This window comes from Arthrobacter sp. P2b, assembly GCF_900168295.1.
Classification (GTDB): Bacteria; Actinomycetota; Actinomycetes; order Actinomycetales; family Micrococcaceae; genus Arthrobacter.
The window spans coordinates 17820-41029 of record NZ_FVZL01000022.1; the positions used below are offsets into that span (position 1 = coordinate 17820).

Sequence of the window (23210 nt, forward strand, 5' to 3'; positions counted from 1 at the left end):
TTGTGAGTATTGCCGGAGCTTCCGACGGCCCTGCCCTGCACGGGCAGGAAACGGGCCAGTTCCCCGGGCTGAGATACGGGGAGCTGGTGGAGCGCCGGGCGCTCCGACAGCCCCTGCGCACCGCCATCATCCACGACGGGGCGCGCATCACCTACGGGGAACTGCTCGATCGGATCCATGCGGCAGCCGCGTTCCTGACGTCCCAAGGCGTCCGGCCAGGCGACAGAGTGGTCTGCGTCAGCGAGAACCGCCCGGAAATACTCACGACGCTCTATGCATGTTCACGCATCGGAGCAGTCTTCACCCCGATAGGAATTGCGGCTCCCGCCGCGGATGTGAAGTTCATCCTCCGCGATCTCTCCGCAACAACCATCCTGGTGTCGGAACGCTCCGTTCCGACGGCTCTTGAAGCCGTCGGAACGGACACCGAGGTCAGCATCATCCAACTCGAAGCCCTATCCCGCCACGGGCTTCCATCCATCCCGGTCAAGACCGCTGCGGAAGTCGGAGAAGTCCGGCCGGAGGCTGACAGCCCCGCCATCATCATCTACACATCAGGCACCGCAGGGCACCCCAAGGGCGTCGTCCTCACACACAGCGCGCTGTTCTTCAACGGTGTCAACACCCTTCTGGGGTTGGACATCGCCAGCGACGACGTGACACTGGTGAACACCCCGCTCTCCCACATTGCCGCACTGAACACGATTGCCGTCGCGACCCTGCACAAGGGCGGCAGCGTAATCATTGACAGCAAGTTCGACGCATCCCGCTGCCTCGAACAGATCAGTGAATACGGAATCACCACCATGTTCGCGGTTCCCTCAATGCTGACCCTGATGGCTCAAACTCCCGGCTTCGCCGACGTGGATACCTCGAGCCTTCGCTGGATCCTCGGCGGCGGTGCGCCCATGCCACCGGAACTCGTCGCCCTCTGGTCTGCGCGGAACGTCCCGGTCCTGGCTTCCTATGGAATGACCGAGGCCGGGCCCTCCATCAGCTTCAGGCGGCGAACCGACGCCTCGGGCAAAGCAGAATCATCCGGGACGCCGGCCCTGCTGACGGACGTCCGCATTGTCTCCGCGGACGGAACCGCCCTCCCGCCAGGGGAAATCGGTGAAATCCTGGTCCGCGGACCACATACCGCATCGACTTACTGGCGGGACGCCAAAGCAACCGAGGCAGCCTTCGTCGATGGCTGGCTTATTACCGGTGACAGGGGCCTGATTGATGCCGACGGTGATCTCTGCATCACCGGCCGCTCGAAGGAAATCATCATTACCGGCGGGGAGAACGTTGACCCGGCAGAAATTGAACACCTGATTGCCGGCTACCCGGGCATTCTGGACGCCGCGGTGATTGGCCGACCCGACCCGTTGTGGGGTGAAGTCATTACCGCCGTGATCGTCTCCGAGTCCAACGTTGAACTCAAGGAGCTCCAGGAATACCTCCGCCCTCATCTGGCCAGGTTCAAACTTCCGCGCCAGATTGAACGAAGGGAAGAACTGCCCCGCAGCCCTGTCGGAAAGCTACTCCGGCGTGAACTGCGCATCCTCCCGCCGGACACCCACTAACCTCAAGCCAACCCGGAATGCAGAAGGAAACACGATGACCGCAGCCACCCACGAAACCGCGCAGTCCGAGAAAACAACTCTGCGGACCCGCCTTTACGGCGAGTGCGATCCCATGAACTATGAAGCGCTGCTCACAGATGTCGAGCAAGGAGAACTCCTCAAACTTCGTGGATTCCTCGAAACGGAAGCCCAGCCCCTGCTTGCCGACTACTGGGAGCGGGGCGAGTTCCCCGCCCAACTCATCAAGCCCATGGCGGCACTGGACCTCATCACCCCGGCGTCCCTCACCGTCGGCGGCGCAAAACCACGGTCGCTGTACGAAGGCTTCCGCAACTTTGAACTGGCCCGCACGGACGCCTCGCTGGCAACGTACTACAACGGCCAGTCCGGGCTCTTCCGCACAACCGTGCTAAGAGGCGGCAGCCAGGACCAGGCCAAGAAATGGCTGCCGCTCATCGATGCCTTCGACATGACCGGCGTTTTCGCACTGACCGAGCCAGAACACGGCTCTGATATCGCGGGTGGACTCACAACGTCCGCCCGCAGAAGCGGGAACAACTGGGTCATCAGCGGGCAAAAACGCTGGATCGGAAACGCTGTCTTCGCCGACTACCTCGCAGTCCTTGCCCGGGACGTCGCCGACGGCCAGATCAAAGCCTTCCTCGTGAAAACAGATGCGCCGGGTGTCACCATGAAAACCATCGGCGGCAAGATGTCGCTGCGCATGGTCCAGAACTCGGATATCTCGTTGGACAATGTGGAAGTATCCGAAGAGTTCAGGCTGGCGCGCATCAATTCCTTTGCCGACGTTGCCGATCTGCTCCGCTCCATGCGTTCCGGCGTGGCATGGTTCGCCGCCGGCGTGCAGGCAGGAGCGTACGAAGCAGCACTGAAGTACGCCGCGGACCGCGAACAGTTCGGCAGACCCATCTCCGGGTTCCAGATGGTCCAGGACAAACTCGTCGGCATGCTCGGCAACACCATCGCCTCACTAGGCATGGTCGTCAGACTCTCCCAGCAGCAGGACGAGGGCGTCTACCGGGACCAGGACTCCGCGATGGCCAAGGCCTGGACGTGCTCACGTATGCGAGAAACCGTAGCCGCTGCCAGAGAAATTGCCGGGGGAAACGGCATCCTCTTATCGAACGATGTCGGTCGGTTCTTCGCCGATGCCGAAGCGATCTACACCTACGAGGGAACAAAGGAAATCAACACCCTGGTCGTGGGCAGAGCTATCACCGGCCGCAGCGCATTCATCAGATAGCTGGCCCGTTTAGACCAGTCTTTTACATTCGCGCGGCGACTGGAGGCCGAAGCCAGACGAACACCGTGGCGTGGTCCGCCTCGATGAGCACCTTGCCGGCAACTCACACACAAAGGAAATCACGGTGACGAAATTCAGAGTTGACGATTGGTACCGCTTGCCCTCCGCCACCGTGGAGATCCGCCGATATGGGGTCTTCGTCCGAAACGGAATTGTCGAGTCGGCTACCCCTGATTCAAGAATGCTTTGGTTATCATCCGAGGGTGTCCACAGCCGCGTATTGCTCGACAAACAGGACGGCTACGAAGTTTGGATCCAGCCGCACCAGCTGCAACTGGTAAAGGGCTGAGGCGTCAGCCCTTATGTCGTATCAATAGCGTCGTCCGCGCGTGGGCCTCTCTGCAAAAAAGTGCTTGTGGCGCGCGAGCCCACCGCCCAGTGGCTTCGCGGCTACCAACCAGATGCCGAACAGTGGCCTGATAAAAGCGGCCCGATGCTCGTTCAACGAACATGACCATTCGGGAAGCGCGTCGACCTCGGATCATGGAATCAAACCAACTGAGGGAGTCCCAGCCACAGGCTTCACTCCCCCCACGGAAGGCAACGAAGTGTCTGCTGAGACGATGAGTGGCACCAGGGACGACGAAGAATTATCGATACTCTCGCGGGAGTTCGAGTTATCTGCTTCGCCTTGGATTGGACTCCACTATAAATACGAAGAGAACTTAAGTACGTGACGCACACATAAACGCTGTGAAACCGGCCAACCAGCCATCCCCAATTTTGTGCTGGGCCAGTGGGTACGCCGGTGTGTTGGCTCCCGCAAACGGGCGGCAAGGCCGCAGTATCCAAGGCAAACAGCCCGCTATCGCACGCAAAGGGTTTTGCGCACGCTCTGCATCGAGGCGGGTTAGTTACCGGGACCCCTGTCTAACTGCACACCCGTATGAGAAACCAGGCCTACCGCCCAGCATGCCCGCGGCGTAAACGGGAAGCTACTCGAGCAGCGTCAATCCTAATCCAGAATTGCCCTAGGTGCGGCGGGCTGGAGACCGGCACCGCGGCGATCTTTCTCGCCTCCGATTAAGCCGTATTCATGACCGAATCTAAACCTACGTGGACGAGGGCACGACTGCATCGCGACTGCAACTCGCGCGAACGGTTCGGCGGCCTCGACATCAGCGACCACACAACCTGACGTCTCGGTGGTGTCAGGTGGCTCGGGGGTGCGGGGACCACGATTGTGCTGAATGATGCCGCGTCTTCCACTTCGGCCCTTGTTACAGCGCGGACTCCCCGGAAAGCGAAACAGGTGAAAAGACGGGCTAGTGGCTGCCCGCCCGCGCGTCCTCTATGACGTCGTACCAAACAGCCTGATGGTTTGCCTGCTGTAGTTCGTCCAGTCTTGCTCGCGTGGAGAGAAAAGCGGGATCTTTATGCCAGGCTTCCCAGTCTTGCTGGCTCCTCCAGCTGCCGATGATGACGCGAGTGTCGGGTGCGTCGGTAGGGGCGAGGAGCTGCCCGGAAATCCAGCCCTCTCTTTTGTGAGCTGATCTAAAGCGCTCTCGAATTAGTTGGTCCCACTCATCTCTTGAGTGTGAATTGAGCCTCATGGTACTGACAACGGTCATCATAGGGGCCTCCTTAGGGGCCGTAGGGCAACCAAGACTTGGGTTCACAGGTTAAGAGGCAGCGGCCCTTCCGGGCAATTGCCGTTCCTCCGAGGGTCGGACGGCACGGCCACCCCGCGGCCCCCATCCATTTCAAAGGTGGCATGGAAGGGGTTGTATCAACGGCATACCACCAGCCTTCCCAAGCTGCAGACACAAGCCGTCCCGCGTCGAGGGCGGTTCCGGATTCGAGCGAGGCCTCCATGTTTACGTCCTTGTAACTGGAATCGTGCGTTGGCAGCTTCAGCAAGCGCCGCCTAAGGATATGAAACAAAATTTGTACGAACTATATCGCTATGTTGCTTCTGCGGCAATGCCTGGACTGAATCTGGAGTCGGGAAGTGCCTGGGGGCCGGGATGGGGTATTGCGGAGATGGCCGAACCGCCTTACAGTGGTATCCCCCAATAGACACAGAACTTACGTTCGCAAACTTTTTGTTTCAAAAGGAGGGGAGTGAAAACTCTCAGAGCATGCAGGCAGTGGCTTTTTGGGGCGCATGCCCCTGCTTCTTCTGCAGTGAGTCTGGAGGTCTGCTCGACCTGTGGCTTGCCGGCTTCCAGCGATGATTCTCTCGCCTGGCTGGTGGCCATGATTGGAGTGGTGCCGTCCTTGTGCTGGGGGCATCAAGGGCGCGGGACGTAGTGCCCAATCGAGAGGCGAGCGGCAACTTTGGATCGCGATAACGAACATAGCCTTTGCAGGCAGGGTGGCCAAAGGTGCCAAACAAGTGGGTGAGGTCTCCATCGGCCGCCATGAAACTGGTCGGTACGAATCGATTGAATATGGATAATCTCGGAGTATGAGAACCAGCAACATGCCCGGAACCAGTGCGGTGCTGCTGGCGGCAGGAGCGGGTACACGCCTCGGGCTCGGACCTAAGGCCATATTGCCGTTCCGCGGATTGTCATTGGTCGAGGTAATTGGTTCGGTCCTGCTGGATGGTGGCTGCAATGAGGTAGTCGTCGTGCTCGGGGCGGGGGCGGAGAGAGTCCAGGCCTCGACAAATCTGGACCACTTCACAACAGTGGTGAATCCAAGGTGGCAGTCCGGGATGGGGGGTTCACTTCTTTGCGGTGTTGTTGCTACTAACCCGTACAACCACTTGCTCGTGGCGCTGGTTGATCAGCCTGGCGTCACGCCGGAGATGGTACGCAGCTTGCGGGAAGGGCACCGTCCCGGGCGAGTCACCGCTGCCGCTTACCGGGATGCAAGGGGAGCGTTTCGCCGGGGCCACCCTTTGTTAATTGACGTGACTCTACGAGCAGCGGCCTGCGAGTCCGTGAGAGGCGACGCCGGGGCCCGGTCCTTCCTGTCTTCGAATCCTGGGCTTATCGATCTAGTCGATTGCACTGACCAATCCACCGGCGACGATGTGGATACGCGCGAGAAGATGCACCTGTTGGATTAGTCCTAGCGGCTTTCCCACAGCCTGCATCCCATTTAAGGGCTCGCGCAAGGTTACTTCCCGGCCGGATCGAGCCATTCCGCCTTGTCCGTCCAACGCCACCGACAACTAACTTTCACAGGTGGAGAAGCTTTCGAAGTGCTACAGCCCCACCCACTCTGACAAACCGGAAGAGAGGTGCTGCCGCTTCCAGACAGGCACCGTGTCCTTAATGGATTGCACCAGAGCCTCGCACGCCAGGAACGCTGCCCGGCGGTGAGCGGCCGCCACCGCAACAGACAAAGCGAGGTCACCGATGGTAAGAGCGCCCACTCTATGGGCCGCCGCTACCCGGACCTTCATGTCCCGGGAGATGCGGTCGCAACATTCAGCGAGGTACTCCTCAGCACGCGGGTGAGCTTGGTACTCCAGACCGTCTACGGGTTGTCCTAGATCATGATCGCGGACCCGTCCCTGGAAGGAGACCACCGCGCCGTCGTCCTTCCGGCAGACCAAGAGCTCGAGAGACAGGTCTTCAATAGGGTCGTGAGTAACTGCGCTTAGAAGAGTGGCCATTTCGGTTCCCATAGGGTCTGACATGAGTTCTGGTCCTGGGGATTGATTTGTTCAAGGGGGAAGGTTTGTTAAGTGCGTGATGACGACCATGGCCCTCTCCCTGGGGAAGGAAGGGCATGGCCGCCACTCCTGCAATTAGTTCACACGCGTGATTCAGCTGCTGATTCGTTGTGGACGGCCAAGTCAGAAGTTTCGGTCTGGCTGTACCTCGGGAGGGTCAGCAACAAAGCCGATCCTGCGACGAGAAGAACTGCTACTGTGATCAGCGCCCCCTCGTAGGTTCCGGTGCGGTCAAAAAACGCGCCGGCCCAAACAGGCCCGACGGCCACTGCGATGGTGAAGACACCGTAAATCAGGCCGTAAATGAAACCGTAGCTTTTCAATCCGAAGTAGTTTCCGCAAAGGAAGGCAATCAGGTCCGCTTCGGCGCCGAAAGAAACGCCGATCATTAGAGCCGCGATGGGGGCGACGGACGGGCCTCCCCACATCAGAAGTACGCAGCCGGCCGCTGTGACCAAAAAGAGGGGTGCGGCTACGAAGGGGGCAAAGAACCTGTCCACCAGGAATCCGATGCTTAACCGGCCCACAATCACGCCCAGCCCTATGAGGGCCGCAATCGCCGCTGCCGCAGCAGGGGTAAGTCCTGCATCAGTGAGCATGGGCACCATGTGAGGAATGACCGCCGGTACAGACCCGCCCACAAGGACGAAGGCTACGAGGATGATCCAGAACGACTTGCTGCTCAAGGCTTCTGAACGGCTTTTACCGGTTAGGGCGGGGCCTGCGGCGGCGGTGACCGTGGTCGTTCTGAGTCGGAAAAAGATGAAGGGAAGCACGATCAATGACAGGACCGCCAAGGCTGTAAACCCTGCTCTCCAGCCATAGGCCTGCACAACTCCTACGATCAATGGCGGCAGGATCAGTGCAGCCGCGCCCAGACCGGTGAGTGTGATGCCGAGGGCAAGGCCCCTGGACTTGAAGAACGCTGCGTTGACTGCCTTGGTATAGACGATGGACGTCGTGCCTGCTCCCAAGAGGCCGGCCAGTCCGAAAAGCAGGTTGAAGTGGATAAGTTCGCCGTTGAACTGGCTCAGCAGCACGAGCGACAGCGTGAATCCTGGAACGGAAATCAAGGCGATGCGCCAGGGGCCGTAGCGGTCAAGCAGCCATCCTAGTGGTACTGCGGAAAGCGTCAGCGCCACGGTCATGTAGAGGAGCGACGATGAGACCTCGGCCCGGTTCCAGCCGAATTCTGCCTGTAGTCCTGCTGTCAGGGATCCGAGACTGTAGAAGAGGAGTGCTGTGACGCTGACAGCTGAGCCGACCGTAGCGGAAAGGACTGTAGGCCAGCCTTTCCGGAATTCTGAGTAGCGGGTAACACTCGCCATTGCGTGTCCTATCAATGAGGTGGAGATCCCGGGTATATCGACCAGTTGTGCCGTCCGGGGAGTGAAAAGTGCGTGAATGAAGTAATTCGTGGTGCCAGGTCAACAACTGCGGCGCCATGTTTTGGTATTGGCTTACACCTGCGGGCTTAGCCGCCTGCGAAGGGCGGAAGAACGTCGATCTCACCGCTGGCCGGGAGGGCAAGATCCCGACGGGTGATGCCGTTCACCAGAAACGAGCATCGGGTCAGGACCGTATTTAGGGAGCTTCCATGGAGGTGGACGGCCCGTGCGAGGATCTGTTCAAGACTGGCTCCGGGGCGGACGCTGAGCCACTCTTCCTGGCACCCTGCAGCCTCTGCAGCGGCAGCAAAGTAACGTACTAGAACACGATTTTCGATGGTTTCAGCCACCGATTGCACCCATGCTGCGATGCGGAGGAACAAACGTCTGCTCCTCCATTCCGTGACCTGCCGGCTTGTTCCACATAGCGGCTCGCCAGGTGTCTGCAATCAAAGCATCGTCCGTGCCTGATCTGAGGAGGCTCCGAAGGTCTGTCTCGTCGTCACTGAACAAGCAGGTTCGGATGGTTCCCTCGGCAGTGATCCTGGTGCGGTCGCAGTCTGCGCAAAAGGGACGGGTTACCGCCGCGATGATTCCGACGCTGTATGGCCCTCCATTGATGAGCCATTCCTCGGCGGGCGCTGACGGGTCCGTCCTGAAGGGGTTCGTTAGTGTGAATCGCTCCCTCAGGACTCTGATCAACTCTTCAGCCGGAACCATCGTGTTTTTGGCCCAGGCATGATCGGCATCTAGAGGCATCTGTTCTACGAACCGCAGCTTGTGTCCGTGTTCGAGGGCCCAGGCCAGGAGATCTGGTGCCTGATCAAGAGTTTCCTGCATCAGCACTGCGTTGATCTTCAGCGGGTGACGGGTCGTTGTGGATGCAGCACGTATGCCGGACAGGACATCCTTCAATCGGTCCCTTCTGGTCAGACGGGCGAAAGCGGATCTGTCGATGGTGTCCAAAGAGATGTTGAGACGATTGAGGCCGGCCTCGACCAGTCCATTGATCCGTCGATCTAAACCAATGGCATTTGTAGTGATGGAAAGGTCTGTGTCGGGGGCAACCGACCTGCTTTCGGCCACAATGTCTTCCAGATCGGCGCGCATAAGGGGTTCTCCCCCGGTAAAACGAACTTCCCGAATGCCGAGCCTTGTTGTGGCGATCCGGACAAGCCGGCCGATTTCGGCAGGTGACAGAAGACACTGCCGGGGGAAGGCTGGAAGACCTTCCTCTGGCATGCAATAGGTGCACTTCAGGGAACATTTTTCAGTGACTGAGATTCTAAGGTCGCGGGCAGTGCGCCCCATCCTATCGACAAGCTGCGAGGACTTGGGCCGATCCGTTTGCTGGATGGCCAAGGGGCTCGGGCGAAGCCGCGGAAAGCCTAGGCTTACAGTGCTCATGCTCCGCTCCTTTTCCGGGGACGCGACAAGTGGGACTGGCGTCATGTGAGGTCTCGCCAATCAGCAGAATGTACCCGGTCCAGGGTCATCCCTAAGGCGAACGATGTTTACAGCTCGGTGCAAAGTCTGCGTGTGGCCGCGTTCGAGGCACGGCCACACGCAGTCGTTCTAGCCGACAGCGAATTCCGGTCGCGCTGGAGCACCCTTGAGCGGCAGACCGATGATTTCCCGCGCTTCAGCGGGGGTTGCCGGTTCGAAGCCCATTTCGCGTACGAGCCGAACGAGTCGCTCGATGAGCTGGACGTTCGAAGCGACTTCGCCCTTGCGATAGAACAAGTTGTCCTCCAGACCGACCCGGACGTGGCCGCCCAGGAGAAGGGAGTTCATGGCGGCCGGGAGTTGGGCGGGGCCCATACCGCTGACGCAGAACTGCGAGTTTTTGGGCAGCAGATCAACCATCTGCTGCAGGTACCGCGGGGAGTATGGCATGGTCCCTTGGAAGCCTTTGTTCATTCCCAGGACGATGTTCACAAAGGGCGGTTCCTCATCGAGTCCCAAATCGAGAACCGCGGGGACGTCCTGGATGAGGTGCGGCGGGCTGAAGACCTCCCATTCGGGCTTGATGCCGCGCTTGTACATCTCTTCGGCCAGCTTCTTGGTCCGCTCCGGTGAGGTGTTCATAACCATTTCTTTACCGAGGAAGGAAGCGACCATTGTGATGGGGTCAAGGGTGCACATCTCCGCCCCGGCATCGATCCCTTTGAGGCGTTCTTCGAAGCTGACTTCCCAGCCGTTTTCGGGCGTCTCGATCAGCATGTCGCCGTTCATGCCGCCGCCGGTTGAGTTGTTGATGATGATGTCGCATTTTTCTCGGATGAGACCGTTGATCTGGCGGTAGATAGAGGAGTTACAGGTGGCCAGGTCGTCGGGAGTGCGTGCGTGGATGGCCACCATGGATGCGCCTGCGTTGTAGCACTCGTAGACGTCCTTGGCGATTTCCTCGGGCTGCGTTGGCAGATGAGGGTTCTGTGCTTTAGTCGCAACCCCGCCCGTAGGGGCGATGGTGATGACTACTTTGTTTGAGGACATTTCTTTGCCTTTCGCTGATGCTTGCTAACTTCGTTGTCAGACCACTGTTTAGGGCTGTGCTGTGCCGCCGACCAGGACAAAGGCCACGACGGCGGGCCGGGTAGACCGATTGGACCAAGCGTGGGCGGTGCCACGCTGGATGAGAACGTCACCGGGGCCCATGCGGCGTTCACCGCGTTCCAAAACTGCCCAGATTTCTCCGCTGAGCACGATTGCGTAATCCAATGAAGGGGTGGCGTGGACCATCCGATCACGCATCCCCGGTTGGTGGTCCCAGTCGGAATCCGGGGGAAATTCGACCATCCGGAAGATGCTTCCCCGCTCCGGTGGAGCAATTCCGCCCGGAGATCCGAGGCCGTCGTCTGAGGGGCCGGAGTTATCCACCGGAGTTGTGGGGGCGCACCAGAGGTTGGTGTAGGCAAAGGTGTCCAGGTCCGCTATGACATGCACATCCGTGGCGGTTTCGTCCTCCAGGAAAATTGACCGCCCGTCCGCGTCGACTCCGGTCACCAGGCGCCTGTACCTCTGTACTGAGGCTGCCGGTTTCACTTCAGTTGAGGAAACCGGGATATTCTCGGCCATGTGGCCCTCCTAGGTTGATCTGTTTTATCCGGATTCCGGACTTTTGCACTCAGCAGTGGCGTTCGACTACGCCTTGCTCTGTGCAAGCGCCGGGTAGAACTGGGCGCCCGGGCGGCGGTTGTAAGGAATCGCTCCGGCAGAAGTAACGCCAACTTCGAGTCGTCCAATATTGGTGATTTCCATGGAGACGGTGTCCCCGTCAGAGAGCGAACCAACGCCTGCCGGGGTACCTGTGGCAATGATGTCACCAGGCTCGAGGGTCATGATCGAACTTGCATATGAGACCAGCAGCGGCACATCAAATATCAGGTCCGCGAGAGACGTATCCTGACGCAGTTCTTCGTTAACCCAGCATTGCATGTGCAATGCTGCGGGATCAGCGATTTCATCGGCTGACACGATCCACGGCCCGACTGGTGTAAACGTGTCGAATGATTTCCTTGTCGACCGGTCTTCCGTTGAGCGCATGCTCATGTCGAAGAGGCAGCTGTAGCCGAAGATAATGTCCTTGGCTTCGTCCGGGGTGACGTTGTTCGCCGTTTTGCCGATGATGACCGCCAGTTCGGCTTCCTGGTCGAACCGTTGATCGGAGTAGGGCAGAACTACCTTCTCCAAGGGTCCGATCGTGCTCGTTCGGGCCTTGAGGAAAATGCCCAAGTCCGCCACAGTGTGAGCATATTTCATTTCCACCTGGTGATCGAGGTAGTTCACGGGAGCCGCGATGATCTTGGGTGGGAGCGGGAGTGGGTTTCGGATCGTGACATCCGCCAAGGCATGACGATTGCGGTGGCCAGCTTCAATGTCTGCACCGCTGATCTTCCCGACGGCCAGGGCCTCAATGTACGCCTGCAGCCGGCCAGCGGAACCGCCGCTGACGCTGTCCGAGATATCGATGACCTCGTCGCCGTCGATCACCCCGAGCTTGTCGTCGTCGAACCGTACAAGTTTCACTTCAAGTCCTCCTGGAAGTTGGGAGCAGTATGGGCAGGGTCCAGCATGAACACAGCGTCTAGGGCGATCAGGCCGTCAGGTGTTGACCTGAGTGGATTGATGTCCAGCTCCTTGACTTCTGGATGGGCGGCAAGAAACGCTGCGACATCGAATACGACCTGACCTAGCTCGGCACAGACGTCTGGACCAAGCGCCGTGATCAGCGCCTGGGGTAGCTGCCGGATCGCTTCATCGGCCTCGACAGTGCTGAGCGGGGCCGTCCTGATAACGGGGGGCTGACCCCACTCGACGTCCACGCCTCCTGCACCGATAATGACGGCTGCGCCAAAAGATGGATCGTTGACGCCACCGATGATCAGCTCGATGCCTTGCCCCACCTGTTCTTCAAGCAGCCAGCGCGCCTCTGCGCTGCTGGAGGCACGACCCGTTTCTTCCAATGCAATTGCCAGGTCGGCCAGGGAAGCCACCCCGAGCTTCACACCGCCGGCAGCGCTCTTATGCAGGACGTTCGAGTCAAGCACCTTGACGACAATTGGCTTGTTCAGTTCCTTGAAGGCAGCTTCGGCATCACCGCGGGACTCGCAGGCGACGCGCCGGGGGGTCCTGAGCCCGATGCTTCGAAGCAGGTCTTTGCCCAGGTTTTCATCCAGGGCACCATGACCGGGGATCCGGTCAGCGACGCGTACAGATGGCGCGGGAGCGGCTGCCTTAACATGCCGGGTTTTCGCGTCGGCGATCATGGCGGACATGGCGAACGCCCCCCTGTCCGGCGTTGCAACCGTCCAGATGCCCGATCCCTTGAGCGCATCACGCTGGGCGACAACATCGTCCTCAGGGCCTCCGGTTACCATCAGCGTGGGGACTGCGGAGAGACGTTGAGAGCTGTTGGTGAGGGCATCGACGACAGTTTGCGTTCCCCCTTCCTGGAGCGCATAAACCAGGACAGCGTCGATGGAGTCATCGTCACCGACGGCTGCCAACACATCTACGAATGTGGGTCCGGGGCGACCGGTGTCGACGGGATTACGCTGATACGTCAGCGGAGGAAGCAGTGCGGACAGCTTCTCCGTAGTAGCTCCGGAAACTTCGGGAACCTTGACTCTCGCTGAGGTCAGGGTGTCGACGATGATCAGCCCCGGGCCGGCCTGACCTGTGACGATACCAACGCCGGGGTCTTTGGACGGCTGGAGCCGAGTGACGGAAAGGGCGGCAGCAGCTTCCACAAGGTCGGTGAGGGAGTCGACAACCACTGCGCCGGCTTGCGCCAGACCGGCCCGTGCCACGGCCCAGTTTCCGGCGAGGGCTCCTGTGTGGGACTGCGCGAAGTCACCGACGTCTGACTTTCCGACTTTCAGTGCGATTACCGGCTTCCGGGCGCTTGCTCGTTCGATAGCGGCCATGAGGGCCCGGCCATCGGCTACACCTTCGATATGCAAAGCTATGGCGGTGGTGTCCTCGTCCTGGGCCAGGTGGTCCAGGACATCGGCAAAGCCCACGTCAACGGCGTTGCCCAGCCCAACCGCTGTGCTGATGCCGACACCCAGGTCGGCTGCCATGAAGGCCGATGCCAGGTTCACTCCCCCGCTTTGAGCGACGATGGCTAAATTCCCGGCGGGCAGTGCGTGCACGCCGGGCATGAACGTGGCATGCAGGTTCAAGGCCGGGACAATAAATCCCGAGGTGTTGGGGCCAAGCAGGCGTATTCCGGTCTCTTTGGCCGCCGCAATGACTTCGGCCTGGAGTTGCGCCCCTTCCGGTCCGGATTCTGCGAATCCACCTGTGCAAATGATTGCTGCGCCGACGCCTGCACGCCCGCAGTCACGGAGCACATCCGCAACAGCTGCCGGAGGCACAGCGATGACGGCGAGGTCGACCGCGTCTGGCACGTCGGATACGGCCTTGTAGGCCTTTCGTCCGGAAATGACGTCTGCTGTGGAGTTGATCGGATGGAGTTTCCCGGGAAAGGTTCGGAGGACATCCATCAGCGCACCCCCCGCCTTTTCCGCTGAATTTGATGCGCCAACCACGGCGATCACTTGCGGCTTGAAGAGCCGGTCAAGGCTTTGAGTTTTTGTCACCCGGGTAGTGCTGGGTTCGGCTGAGATGGTCATGGATGGCCTTTCAGGCTGGCTGGGTTGACCGTGTTCATCGGTTGTGTGGGCTATGCGCGGGGCTGGAGGTCAGTGGGCAAGTTATGCATGAATGGCCAACTCCTCATCGAGGATTTCTTTGACCTGGGTGACGGGCACAGCAACAAGGTCGGTCCTGCCGGAGATGATGAGGGATGCTGCGACGTCGGCAGTGCAGTCGCGAAGCACGAGGGCCACCACGAAGCCGTGCCGGATCCGGAGGATTTCCGCGACGCGCTGCTGGGCCACAGCGGCATCAGCGGCTGCCCTGATGTCACCGTCATCAACGGAAGCGGCTTCTACGATGACCAGCGGATCGGCGCCGAAGGAACCAATCGATTCCTTGACGAATTCTTCTGTCTGGTCAGGATGTGCTGGCGCGCAGCACCAGATGCCGGACCCTCGGCCCGCGAAGATGGCAATTTCACGCTGGGTTCCGGGGCGGACCCGGCCATGCAGATCAGGGATGGCCGATTCCAACTGTGCATCGATTGAGTCGCTGCCTGGGCCGACAGGGGTCGTCTGAGGGGTAAGACCAAGGATGCGTGAGGAGAAGCTGAGTTCTGAGTTGGCCTTGTATTCAGTGTTCAGAATCGGTGCCGTAGCGCTGCCCAGGAGGGCTCCGAGTGACCTTTTGACAAACTCCGGGTCGGACCGTTCCAGCCGGCGCCGTCCCAGCCGCCCGCTGCGGGTAAGGAAGTGGAACGTGAACTGCGCCGGAGGCATCTCGGCGTATTCACCGAAGTGTTCCCACCAGGACAGGCTCGGGCGGGCAAGGTCCTGAATGCGGCGGACATCCTGGCGGCGCTCGTCCTCGTAGCTGGACAGCGCGGTGTCAACGTCCTGATCTCCGGCTACGACTGCCGCGATCCGTTCCGCAAGGCACAGGGCATCTTCCATGGCCATCTTTGTGCCGGAGCCGACAGAAAAGTGAGCCGTGTGGGCTGCATCTCCCAGAAGTACCGTCTTGCTGTCCACCCTCCAGTCCCTGGTGCGCACAGTTCGGAAGTTGGCCCACCGGGAGTTGTTGAGAATCATCCGGCCGCCGTCGAGGTGCTTGGCGAACAGCTTTTCGACATAGGCCGCGGTTGCCTCATCGGACGCCCCGGGTGGCTGAGTTGTGTCGAAGGCGTCCAGGCCGGCACGTCGCCACGTTGCTTCATCCGTTTCGACAACGAAGGTGCTTGCTTCGTTGTTGTAGGGGTACGCGTGAACAGCGAACCATCCGTGTTCGTTCTTCTCGAACAGGAATGTCATCTCGTCGAAAACCTTTGTCGTTCCGAACCAGATGAATTTCGCTGATGCGGTTTCTACTGTCGCGCCAAGATCTGCGGCCTGCTGAGTCCGCCACATGCTGTTTCCGCCGTCGGCAACGACGACGATGTCTGCATCTGCGAGTTCGGGAGACTCCGGAGTAATGAGCGTTTCGTAGTGCATGTCAGTGCCGGCGCGGTCCGCACGCTCATGCAGGACATTAAGGAGGCGGCGCCGCTCGATAGCCGAGAATCCGTTTCCGTCACAGCGCCACACTTCGTTCCGAATCTTGATGTCGATTCCCGGCCATTTGGCAGCGGAAGCAAAAAGCTCTTCGAATCCTGCCGGGTCATTGTTTTTCAGGTTTTGCATGGTGGGCTCACTGAAGACCACACCGAAACCGTAGGTGGCTCCCAGCGGGTTGCGCTCATAGAGCGTCACTTCTGCTGAGGGCACACGTTCTCCAAGCAAACTCGCCAGGTACAGACCGCCAGGTCCTCCGCCGATGATTGTTACCTTCATCCGGGCAACCTCTCTACTTGATGCCCGCAGGCACCGATGTCGGCTTTGACATCTCCCACAATTGAAACAGTAAATTTACGAAGTATCAAGATCTTGTTTCGTAAGGTTGTGGTGCGGCTCTCAGTTCAGATGACCTGTAAGCAGTTTTAGAAGCCGCGGTGCAAATCGAACTCCGGGCGTATCGCCGGCTCTTATGCAGCACGAAAAGCGGCCCTCCATAATGAAGGGCCGCTCTAGGTGAAGTACAGAAGTCAGTCCTGGGTGAAAAGGCGGCGAACCGCCGCTTTGTCGATCTTTCCGACCTTGGTCAAGGGCAGGTCATCTACGGAGCGAACATGCTGCGGGATCTTGAACGCCGCCACGCCCGCTGCGAGCAGGCGGGAGCGAACCCACTCGACAGTGGGAGGCTCGGATGGGTCGACTGGCACGATCACCGCACCTATGCTCTCGCCGAGCGTTATGTCGGGGATCGCGACCACCGCCACCCGAAGCACACCGGGAAGCGCGTACAAGTAATTCTCGACCTCTTCCGCCGATATCTTTTCTCCGGCACGGTTGATGACGTCCTTGACGCGGCCTTCGACCGTGAGGTTTCCGGTCGAATGCCAACGCACGAGGTCGCCGGTCCGGTACCACCCTTGTGAATCGAAAGCTGAGCGGTTGTGTTCAGGAGCTCTCCAGTACCCTCGGATCGTGTAAGGCCCCCTCGTCAGTAGCTGCCCAACCTTGCCGTGCGCCACGTCAACATCGTTCCGGTCAACGATTCGGATCTCGTCGTATTCGCTTACCGGTCGCCCCTGTGTCTCCACCCCCACGATGTCCGGGTCGTCGGGGCGGACGTAGTTCACTAATCCTTCGGCCATGCCCAGGGCCTGTTGGAGCTGCAAACCAAATCCGGGCCTGACTCGTCGGGCAACTTCGTCGGAAAGACGCGCTCCGCCCACCTGCACACGGCGCAGCGACGGAGGTCGCATGCCCGTCGTGTCCATTTCATCCATCCACCGCTGCAGCACGGCCGGCACCAACGCGGCATCGGTGACGTTCTCTGCGATCATTGCTCGGAATGCCTTCTCGGGGTCGGGGCTCGGTTCGAGCACGACCCGCCCGCCTGCGTCTAACACCCCGAGGGCCCCTGGGCAGGCCAGCCCGAAGTTGTGTGCGACGGGAATGCTTAGGAGAAGGACCGTGTCACGAGTGAAGCCTGCAGCCTCGGCGCACGCCCGGAAGTTGTAGATGTAGTCGTCGTGCGTGCGAGGGATGAGCTTGGGGGTCCCTGTCGTCCCCCCGGAGAGCAGGAGCACAGCGACGCTGTCACTGCTTGGGGCCTCGTTGTGCGATCGCGGGGAATCGACGGGAGCGGGAAACGAGAAGCGAAGTCGACCCTCGACTGCGGCTGTCTGCTGCTCGAGGTTGACGACGATCAGATGATTCAGCACGTCATGCTGGTCGATGAGCTGGAGCGCGAGTCCGCGGTGGTCGAATCCCCGGAACGAGTCGGGAACGACGATTGCGCGCGCCTCGGTCATCGCCGCCAGATGCTCCAGTTCGGCGGATCGGTGGCCGGGCAGGGCGAGAACGGGAACAAGCCCTAGTCGGAAGCAGGCGAGTAAGATCACGATTAGCTCTACCGTGTTAGGGAGCTGTACCAGGACTCGATCGCCGTGCGGCGCTCCCTTCATGTCGAATGCTGCCAGCTGGACGGCAACGGCGCTCACTTCCGTCTCCAGATCGGTAAAAGTGAACACGCGGTCGCGCTCAACCACGGCGACCTTGTCGCCCCATTTTTGGGCCCACACCGCAGGAAGGTCGCCCATTAACTCTCCTGTCCATAGCCCGGCTCGTCGATACTGCTGAGCCTTGTCTGGCGGCCATGGCACGAAGCCGAATGACACTGGGTGAGTCTTGGAGTCCTCCCTTTCGTTAGATGTCTTCAGGCTTTGCGGCTGTGCTTCATGTGTCATGCGTCACGCACCATGCGTGACGCTTGTGGAGGGCGCGCTGCATCCGCTGGACGATGATTGAGCTTCGCAAGCTGGATCTGCTGGTAGACGTGATGGCGCAATTCCGTGAAGCGCGGAAGAGAGCGGGTTTCCAGCTGATCGCGCACGTCGGGCAGGTCCACCCGAATGTCGTCCTGGATAACCGTGGGTGAGCTAGACAGGATGATTACGCGTTCGCCCAGGTACACGGATTCGTCGATGTCATGCGTAACGAACAATATGGTCAATCCGAGCTTTTCCCACACATCTCGGATCAAATCTTCCAGGTCGGCACGGGTCTGCGCATCCACGGCGGCGAAGGGTTCATCCATGAGCAGAACTTCAGGTTGGTACGCGATCGCCCGGGCGATCGCCACCCGCTGTTGCATACCTCCCGACAGCTGCCACGGGTAGGAAGTCGGAACGTGTGCAAGTCCCACGGCTTCGAGCGCCTGATCGACCAATTCTTTTCGACGTGCCTTTGGAACGCGCTGATTCTTCAAAGGGAGCGCGACATTCTCGTGTACCCTCATCCAGGGGAAGAGCGACCGACCGTATTCTTGGAACACGACGGCCATCTTCTTGGGTGGTCCGACGATCTTGTTCCCGTCGAGCAGGATCGTGCCCCCGGTGGGCCTCATCAATCCCGAGATGCATTTCAGCAGAGTCGTCTTCCCTGAGCCGGACGGCCCTACGAGACACGCAAGTTCACCCGCAGGCAGGTCGAACGTGAGGTTGCGCACGGCTTCGACGTCGCCGGCGTCGCTCGAATAGACCTTCCTGAGATCCCGCACGGACAGGGCGATATGACGATCCGTCGCGATGGAGAGATTAGCTGGCATGTTCTACTTCTTTCTGACCGTGGTACCAGCGGAGCGCTTTGCGCTCCACGAACTGGAAGAGGAATGACAACCCGACGCCGATCAACCCGAGCAGGGCAATGCCAGACCACATCTCCGGTATCGCGAAGGATCGCTGAAACTTGATGATGGAAAAGCCCAGTCCCGACGACGACGCGAACATTTCCGAGATCACCATCAGGATGAGACCGAGCGACAGCGACTGGCGAACTCCGACCATAATTTGGGGGCTCGCACTGGGGATTAGCAGGTGCCGAACGCGTGCCAGCCCCCCGATGGCGTAACTACGGGAGGAATCCGACAGCACGGAGTCGACGGCGCGCACGCCCTCTACGGTGTTGAGCAGGACGGGCCAGACACAGCCGAAGACGATTGTGACGATTTTCATCGAGTCGGAGATCCCCATGATCAGCATCATGACGGGAATCAGCACCGGGGGAGGCACAGCGCGCAGGAACTCCAGGGTGGGTTCGAGCAGCATGCGAAGCCACCGGGTCGTGCCGATCGCGAGCCCCGCCGTGATTCCAATCATGATGGCCAAAGCGATACCCGCCAGCATCCGGCCGATGCTCGGCAGGACGTCGGTCAGGAACAGCTCGCTAAACCACACCTGAGCGAAGGTCTCGACAAGAAGCGCAGGCGAGGGGGCGTAAAAATTGGCCGTGCCTAGGGTCGCTGCCCACCAGATGATGATCAGGATGATCGGTAGACCCACGGCGTATGCAATGGACTTGAGGATCTTCATATGACGATCTCCGACCGGATAGATGAATGCCACGAGAGCGTTTTCTTTTCAAGCAAACGCATCGTCAGGTTGACCATGACTCCGATGAGACCTGCGGCGAGGACAAGGCCGTACATCTCAGCTACCGCACCACCGGACTGGGCGAGAGCAATCGCATGTCCTAGGCCAGGACTGCCGATGATCAACTCGGCGGTGATAGCGAGGATTAACGCTATCGCTGCTGCCAGCCTGACGCCCGTGAAGATGAACGGGAGCGCTGACGGGAAGGTGACATAACGAAGGCGCGAGACTGGACCTAGACCGAACGATCGGGCAGTGTTGTCGGCAACCATGTCGACATCGGCCACGCCGTAGAGAACCTGGATCAGGATCTGCCAGAACGCCGCGTAGATGATCAACATCAACGACGACTCGATCTTCACCCCGAAGAGGATCACTGCTATGGGGATCAGGCCGACCGAAGGAATCGGTCGCAGGAATTCAATTGTCGAGTGGGTAGCCTTGCGGATAAAGCTGCTCGAACCGATGACAAAACCCGCCACGATTCCCGTGACCGCAGCGATGCCCAGTCCAATTCCCCAGGCCAGCATCGTTTCACGGACCGCTTCCCAGAACTCCAGGGTGCCAAGGCTCACCACCAGAGCCGTGATGGCAGCACTTGCCGGAGGCAGAAACTGCGGGTTGATCACACCGGTCAATGAGACGCACTGCCACATCAGCAGAAAACCAAGTACTCCGACCAGCCCGAGCGACCGCTTCGCCCACTGTTGTCGCTGCGCTGTCGCCGGTCGCCGTCCGGCCATCACGCCAGCGCCTCTGCGGTGAACGAGTGCTTGAGCACCCATGACGGGAAGGATGAAATCTTGGCATCGATCACCAATGGGCGTGCGGACCGCCCTCTGACCCAATCGAGCACACCAATTACATCCGACTCGGCTTTGACAGTAAGCGCATCGCATCCGAACCCGCGCGCGATTGCAGCGATATCCGTGGGCGGGAATTCCACTGTCTGCTTCTGCGATGCGTCGTCGAAGTGATGCACTTCGGCGCCATAGGCATTGTCGTTATAGACGACGATCAGCATCGGCACCTGAAGCCGCACTGCGGTGTCGAGTTCAACCAGGCTCATCATGAAGCCTCCGTCACCCAGCCCGGCGACCGTCAGCAAGTCCGGCTGCGCAAGCGCCGCGCCGATCGCGGCAGACAGCCCGAGTCCGACAGACTGGAAGGCCAACGGCATGCAGAACCGATTCGCGGACGGCAACGTGAGGAACATACCCGGGTACCCGCAGAAGTTCCCGCTGTCCAACACTACTTGGCGTTCGCGCGGCAGTATGTCGTCCAAGGCTATTGTCAGAGCACGCGGATCGATGAAGGCGGCGGAATCGATTGGCTCGAACGGTACGGTGCGCCATGGAACTTTCGTACCGATTGTCTGCTGCACGTCCGCGGTCCGGTACCCCTGATTGTGGGCACCACGGAACGTAAGTTCTGCAGTCACGACGGACGCGACCAGCGCCGTGTCACCCACAATGGCGAGGTCGACGGGACAATGGCGTCCCAGGTTCTCCCGAACGTCGTCGATCTGCACCACGAGGGAGTCGCTCAGGAGTTCGCCGTTTCTCGTGGTCCAATGATTCAGGCTTGCTCCGAACGCTACGATCAGGTCAGCGCCCTCGATGAGCGCGGCGGCCGCAGGACTCGAAAACCCCCCCATTACGTCCAGGTACCACGGGTTGTTGGTGAACAATCCGCGTGCGACAGCCGAGGTGGCGAGTAGGGCCCCTGAAATTTCCGCCAGATGCTCAAGCTCGACGCGAGCTCCTTGCGCGCCACGCCCACCGACAATCAGTGGTCGTTCTGCTCTTTCCAGCAGGTCGGCGAGCTGCTGGGTAGCATCGGGTGACGCGACCGCCTTACTGGGTTGCACGAGGCTCGGGACCATCTCCGGCCGCCAGGTAATGTCCTGCTGCTGGACGTCGAGCGGTAAGTTGATAACCACCGTGCGCCTCTCGTTTCGTGCTGCGGAGACAGCACGAACGCAGTCCTCCACGGCCGTCCTTGCGGAGTGGATGCGGTCCACCGCCACTCCAAGGGCTCGGACTGCCATCGACTGGTTGATCCAAAAGTTCGAGGTCACATCGAACGGAGGCGTATCAGCGGCGATCACAATCATCGGCGTATTGCTCTTAGCCGCTTCTGTGATACCCGTCAGCGCGTTCGTCAGTCCACAGCCCTGGTGCACGGTCACCGCGGTGACTTCCCCGCTCATGCGGGAATGGGCGTCCGCCATCATCGCAGCGCCGCTCTCATGGCGCGATGCAACGAACGTGGTGCCTTCGGCGATCAGCGCGTTGGTGACGTGAAAATTGCCGCTGCCGACGACCCCGTACGCGTTCTTCACGCCGAGCAGGGCGAGGGTTCTGCCCACTGCCTCTGCAACTTTCATTCCAGTCCGCCTTCGCCCCGTCCAGCCATCGATATCGAATTTTTAGTCATCGCTTGATCAGCAGCGAGCTCGCGTCGATCGGTTTTTCTATCAGTCCGTACTTGTGCATAAGGTCGGCGGTCAGCTGAAGTTTCTCTTTGCTGAGCTCGGATTCGAAGGACGGTAAGGTCATTTTCTCGACGACCGCAGCGGGCACCTTTGTGAATGTTGGGACGAGGGAGACGAACTTTTCACGGTCGCCGGCTAACAGTGTCTTCGACTCCTTGATCGCTGAAGCGAACTTTTCGATCACGTCGGGATTGTCTTTCGCGTACTGATCGGTTGTCATCCAACCGGCAACAGGAATGTCTTTCATTGACCCTGTGAACATATCCCCAATTCGACGGTTTCCCGCAGCGAGAGCGCCGGCTTGGAACGGCTCGACTAGCCATGCGGCGTCGATGGAGCCTCGCTCAAGGGCCGCCTGCATGTCAGGGAACGCGATCTCGACGACTTTGGTCGTCGCCGGGTCCACTCCCGCGTCGGTCAACTGCGAGTACAGCCCGAGTGCGCCAATCGTCTGAAGACTGTTGACAGCGAAGGTTTTGCCGCCGAGATCTTTCACCGACTGGATGTCGGAGTCGGCTTTGACGAAGATGCCGTGGTCGGTTGCGCCCACATCGTTGGCTTCGATAACCCTTATCGGCAGTCCCTTGGCCACGGCGAGCAAAATCGAGGTGTAGTTCGTGTACCCGATGTCGATGGACCCAGAGGTGAGCGCAGTGATCGCGGCGGCGCCACCCTCGGTCGGGACGAGGTTGATCGTGAGGTCCTTCGCGGTGAGAAGTCCTTCGTTATCGGCGTTGACTACGGTAGACGTGTGTGCCAAGGGGAAATAACCAACCTTGACCGGCTCCGCGCCGCTTTTCGAGGAGCTCGCGCCACTTCCGCACCCGGTCAGCGCGAGTGCCGCTGCGGCGAGGATTGGCACGGCCAGTCGTGCGAACTTATTTCGTCGTTGAAACATCGTCTGCTCCTTGTGAAGGTACCCTGATAGGCACGGGGTGAGCTTAGGTCAGGAACCACTGCACCCGTCTCGCGGCTTTCGCATCAACGGAAAAGTTCTAGTCTGCGGTCCGAGCTAGCATGGACGGTCGGGTTCCGCCGGGCGACCAGAGCCTCCAGCCCGACCCACGGGTCGGGTGTCGGCAGCACGGACGACCAGTCCGACCCGGCCGAGAGCAGTGCGCCGGAATGGAGCACGTCCTTGGTTATCCAGCTGTTCTGGAACGTCGCGTCGGGGATCTACTTGCCGTTGCTCTTTGGAAGGTTGACGGATCCAGATGCACG

The 23210-nt window shown here is 60.0% G+C and carries 19 protein-coding genes; 3 read left to right on the plus strand and 16 right to left on the minus strand.

The annotated features are described in order from the left end of the window. The first annotated feature begins 2 nt into the window (after positions 1-2). Positions 3-1571, plus strand: a complete 1569-nt coding sequence (locus B5520_RS20375) for a class I adenylate-forming enzyme family protein (RefSeq protein ID WP_176156935.1) — start codon at positions 3-5, stop codon at positions 1569-1571. A gap of 34 nt (positions 1572-1605) precedes the next feature. Next, on the plus strand, positions 1606-2835 hold the full coding sequence (locus tag B5520_RS20380) for an acyl-CoA dehydrogenase family protein (protein ID WP_079598894.1): 1230 nt from the start codon (positions 1606-1608) through the stop codon (positions 2833-2835). Positions 2836-4160: 1325 nt separating this feature from the next. Here the strand turns inward: B5520_RS20380 and B5520_RS20390 are convergent. Beyond that, positions 4161-4469, minus strand: a complete 309-nt coding sequence (locus tag B5520_RS20390; protein ID WP_079598895.1) for an antibiotic biosynthesis monooxygenase family protein — start codon at positions 4467-4469, stop codon at positions 4161-4163. Between the two features lie 836 nt (positions 4470-5305). On the opposite strand from B5520_RS20390, the gene nboR reads away from it, so the two are divergent. Beyond that, a complete protein-coding gene (nboR, locus tag B5520_RS20395) occupies positions 5306-5914 on the plus strand; it encodes a nicotine blue oxidoreductase (protein ID WP_079598896.1) in 609 nt (202 codons plus the stop codon). Between the two features lie 138 nt (positions 5915-6052). On the opposite strand, the gene B5520_RS20400 is transcribed toward nboR, so the two are convergent. The 15 genes from B5520_RS20400 to B5520_RS20470 all read right to left on the minus strand — a co-directional run bounded on the left by B5520_RS20400 (position 6053) and on the right by B5520_RS20470 (position 22887). Then, complete coding sequence (locus tag B5520_RS20400) at positions 6053-6490, minus strand: molybdenum cofactor biosynthesis protein MoaE (protein WP_368483732.1); 438 nt, start codon at positions 6488-6490, stop codon at positions 6053-6055. A 116-nt stretch (positions 6491-6606) separates the two neighbouring features. Then, positions 6607-7854 carry an MFS transporter gene (locus tag B5520_RS20405; RefSeq protein ID WP_079598897.1) on the minus strand — a complete coding sequence of 416 codons (1248 nt, stop codon included), beginning with the start codon at positions 7852-7854 and terminating at the stop codon, positions 6607-6609. A gap of 146 nt (positions 7855-8000) precedes the next feature. Next, the gene (locus tag B5520_RS20410) at positions 8001-8273 is read right to left on the minus strand and encodes a MoaD/ThiS family protein (protein ID WP_079598898.1); all 273 of its coding nucleotides are present in this window, start codon (positions 8271-8273) and stop codon (positions 8001-8003) included. Continuing rightward, positions 8257-9321, minus strand: coding sequence for a GTP 3',8-cyclase MoaA (gene moaA / locus B5520_RS20415; RefSeq protein ID WP_079598899.1), 1065 nt, complete (start codon positions 9319-9321; stop codon positions 8257-8259). Before moaA ends, B5520_RS20410 begins: the two co-directional genes overlap by 17 nt. Before the next feature lie 168 nt (positions 9322-9489). Continuing rightward, entirely contained in the window at positions 9490-10410 is a 921-nt protein-coding gene (locus tag B5520_RS20420) for a 3-keto-5-aminohexanoate cleavage protein (protein ID WP_079598900.1), read from the minus strand. A 48-nt stretch (positions 10411-10458) separates the two neighbouring features. After that, positions 10459-10992, minus strand: coding sequence for a cupin domain-containing protein (locus tag B5520_RS20425; protein WP_079598901.1), 534 nt, complete (start codon positions 10990-10992; stop codon positions 10459-10461). Between the two features lie 66 nt (positions 10993-11058). Continuing rightward, positions 11059-11943 carry a fumarylacetoacetate hydrolase family protein gene (locus B5520_RS20430; protein ID WP_079598902.1) on the minus strand — a complete coding sequence of 295 codons (885 nt, stop codon included), beginning with the start codon at positions 11941-11943 and terminating at the stop codon, positions 11059-11061. Next, positions 11940-14054, minus strand: coding sequence for an acetate--CoA ligase family protein (locus B5520_RS20435; protein WP_079598903.1), 2115 nt, complete (start codon positions 14052-14054; stop codon positions 11940-11942). The genes B5520_RS20430 and B5520_RS20435 overlap by 4 nt, the downstream gene beginning before the upstream one ends. Positions 14055-14135: 81 nt before the next feature. Next, a complete protein-coding gene (locus B5520_RS20440) occupies positions 14136-15848 on the minus strand; it encodes an FAD-dependent monooxygenase (protein ID WP_079598904.1) in 1713 nt (570 codons plus the stop codon). 251 nt (positions 15849-16099) lie between these two features. Further along, positions 16100-17662 carry a (2,3-dihydroxybenzoyl)adenylate synthase gene (locus tag B5520_RS20445; protein WP_217700354.1) on the minus strand — a complete coding sequence of 521 codons (1563 nt, stop codon included), beginning with the start codon at positions 17660-17662 and terminating at the stop codon, positions 16100-16102. A 143-nt stretch (positions 17663-17805) separates the two neighbouring features. After that, positions 17806-18669 carry an ABC transporter ATP-binding protein gene (locus B5520_RS20450; RefSeq protein ID WP_079598906.1) on the minus strand — a complete coding sequence of 288 codons (864 nt, stop codon included), beginning with the start codon at positions 18667-18669 and terminating at the stop codon, positions 17806-17808. After that, positions 18659-19432 (minus strand): ABC transporter permease, encoded by a 774-nt coding sequence (locus B5520_RS20455; protein ID WP_079598907.1) that lies wholly within the window; start codon positions 19430-19432, stop codon positions 18659-18661. Before B5520_RS20455 ends, B5520_RS20450 begins: the two co-directional genes overlap by 11 nt. Continuing rightward, positions 19429-20277 carry an ABC transporter permease gene (locus B5520_RS20460; protein ID WP_079598908.1) on the minus strand — a complete coding sequence of 283 codons (849 nt, stop codon included), beginning with the start codon at positions 20275-20277 and terminating at the stop codon, positions 19429-19431. The genes B5520_RS20455 and B5520_RS20460 overlap by 4 nt, the downstream gene beginning before the upstream one ends. Then, positions 20235-21881, minus strand: a complete 1647-nt coding sequence (locus B5520_RS20465) for a thiamine pyrophosphate-binding protein (RefSeq protein ID WP_079598909.1) — start codon at positions 21879-21881, stop codon at positions 20235-20237. Before B5520_RS20465 ends, B5520_RS20460 begins: the two co-directional genes overlap by 43 nt. A gap of 46 nt (positions 21882-21927) precedes the next feature. Further along, on the minus strand, positions 21928-22887 hold the full coding sequence (locus tag B5520_RS20470; protein WP_079598910.1) for an ABC transporter substrate-binding protein: 960 nt from the start codon (positions 22885-22887) through the stop codon (positions 21928-21930). Between the last annotated feature and the right edge of the window lie 323 nt (positions 22888-23210).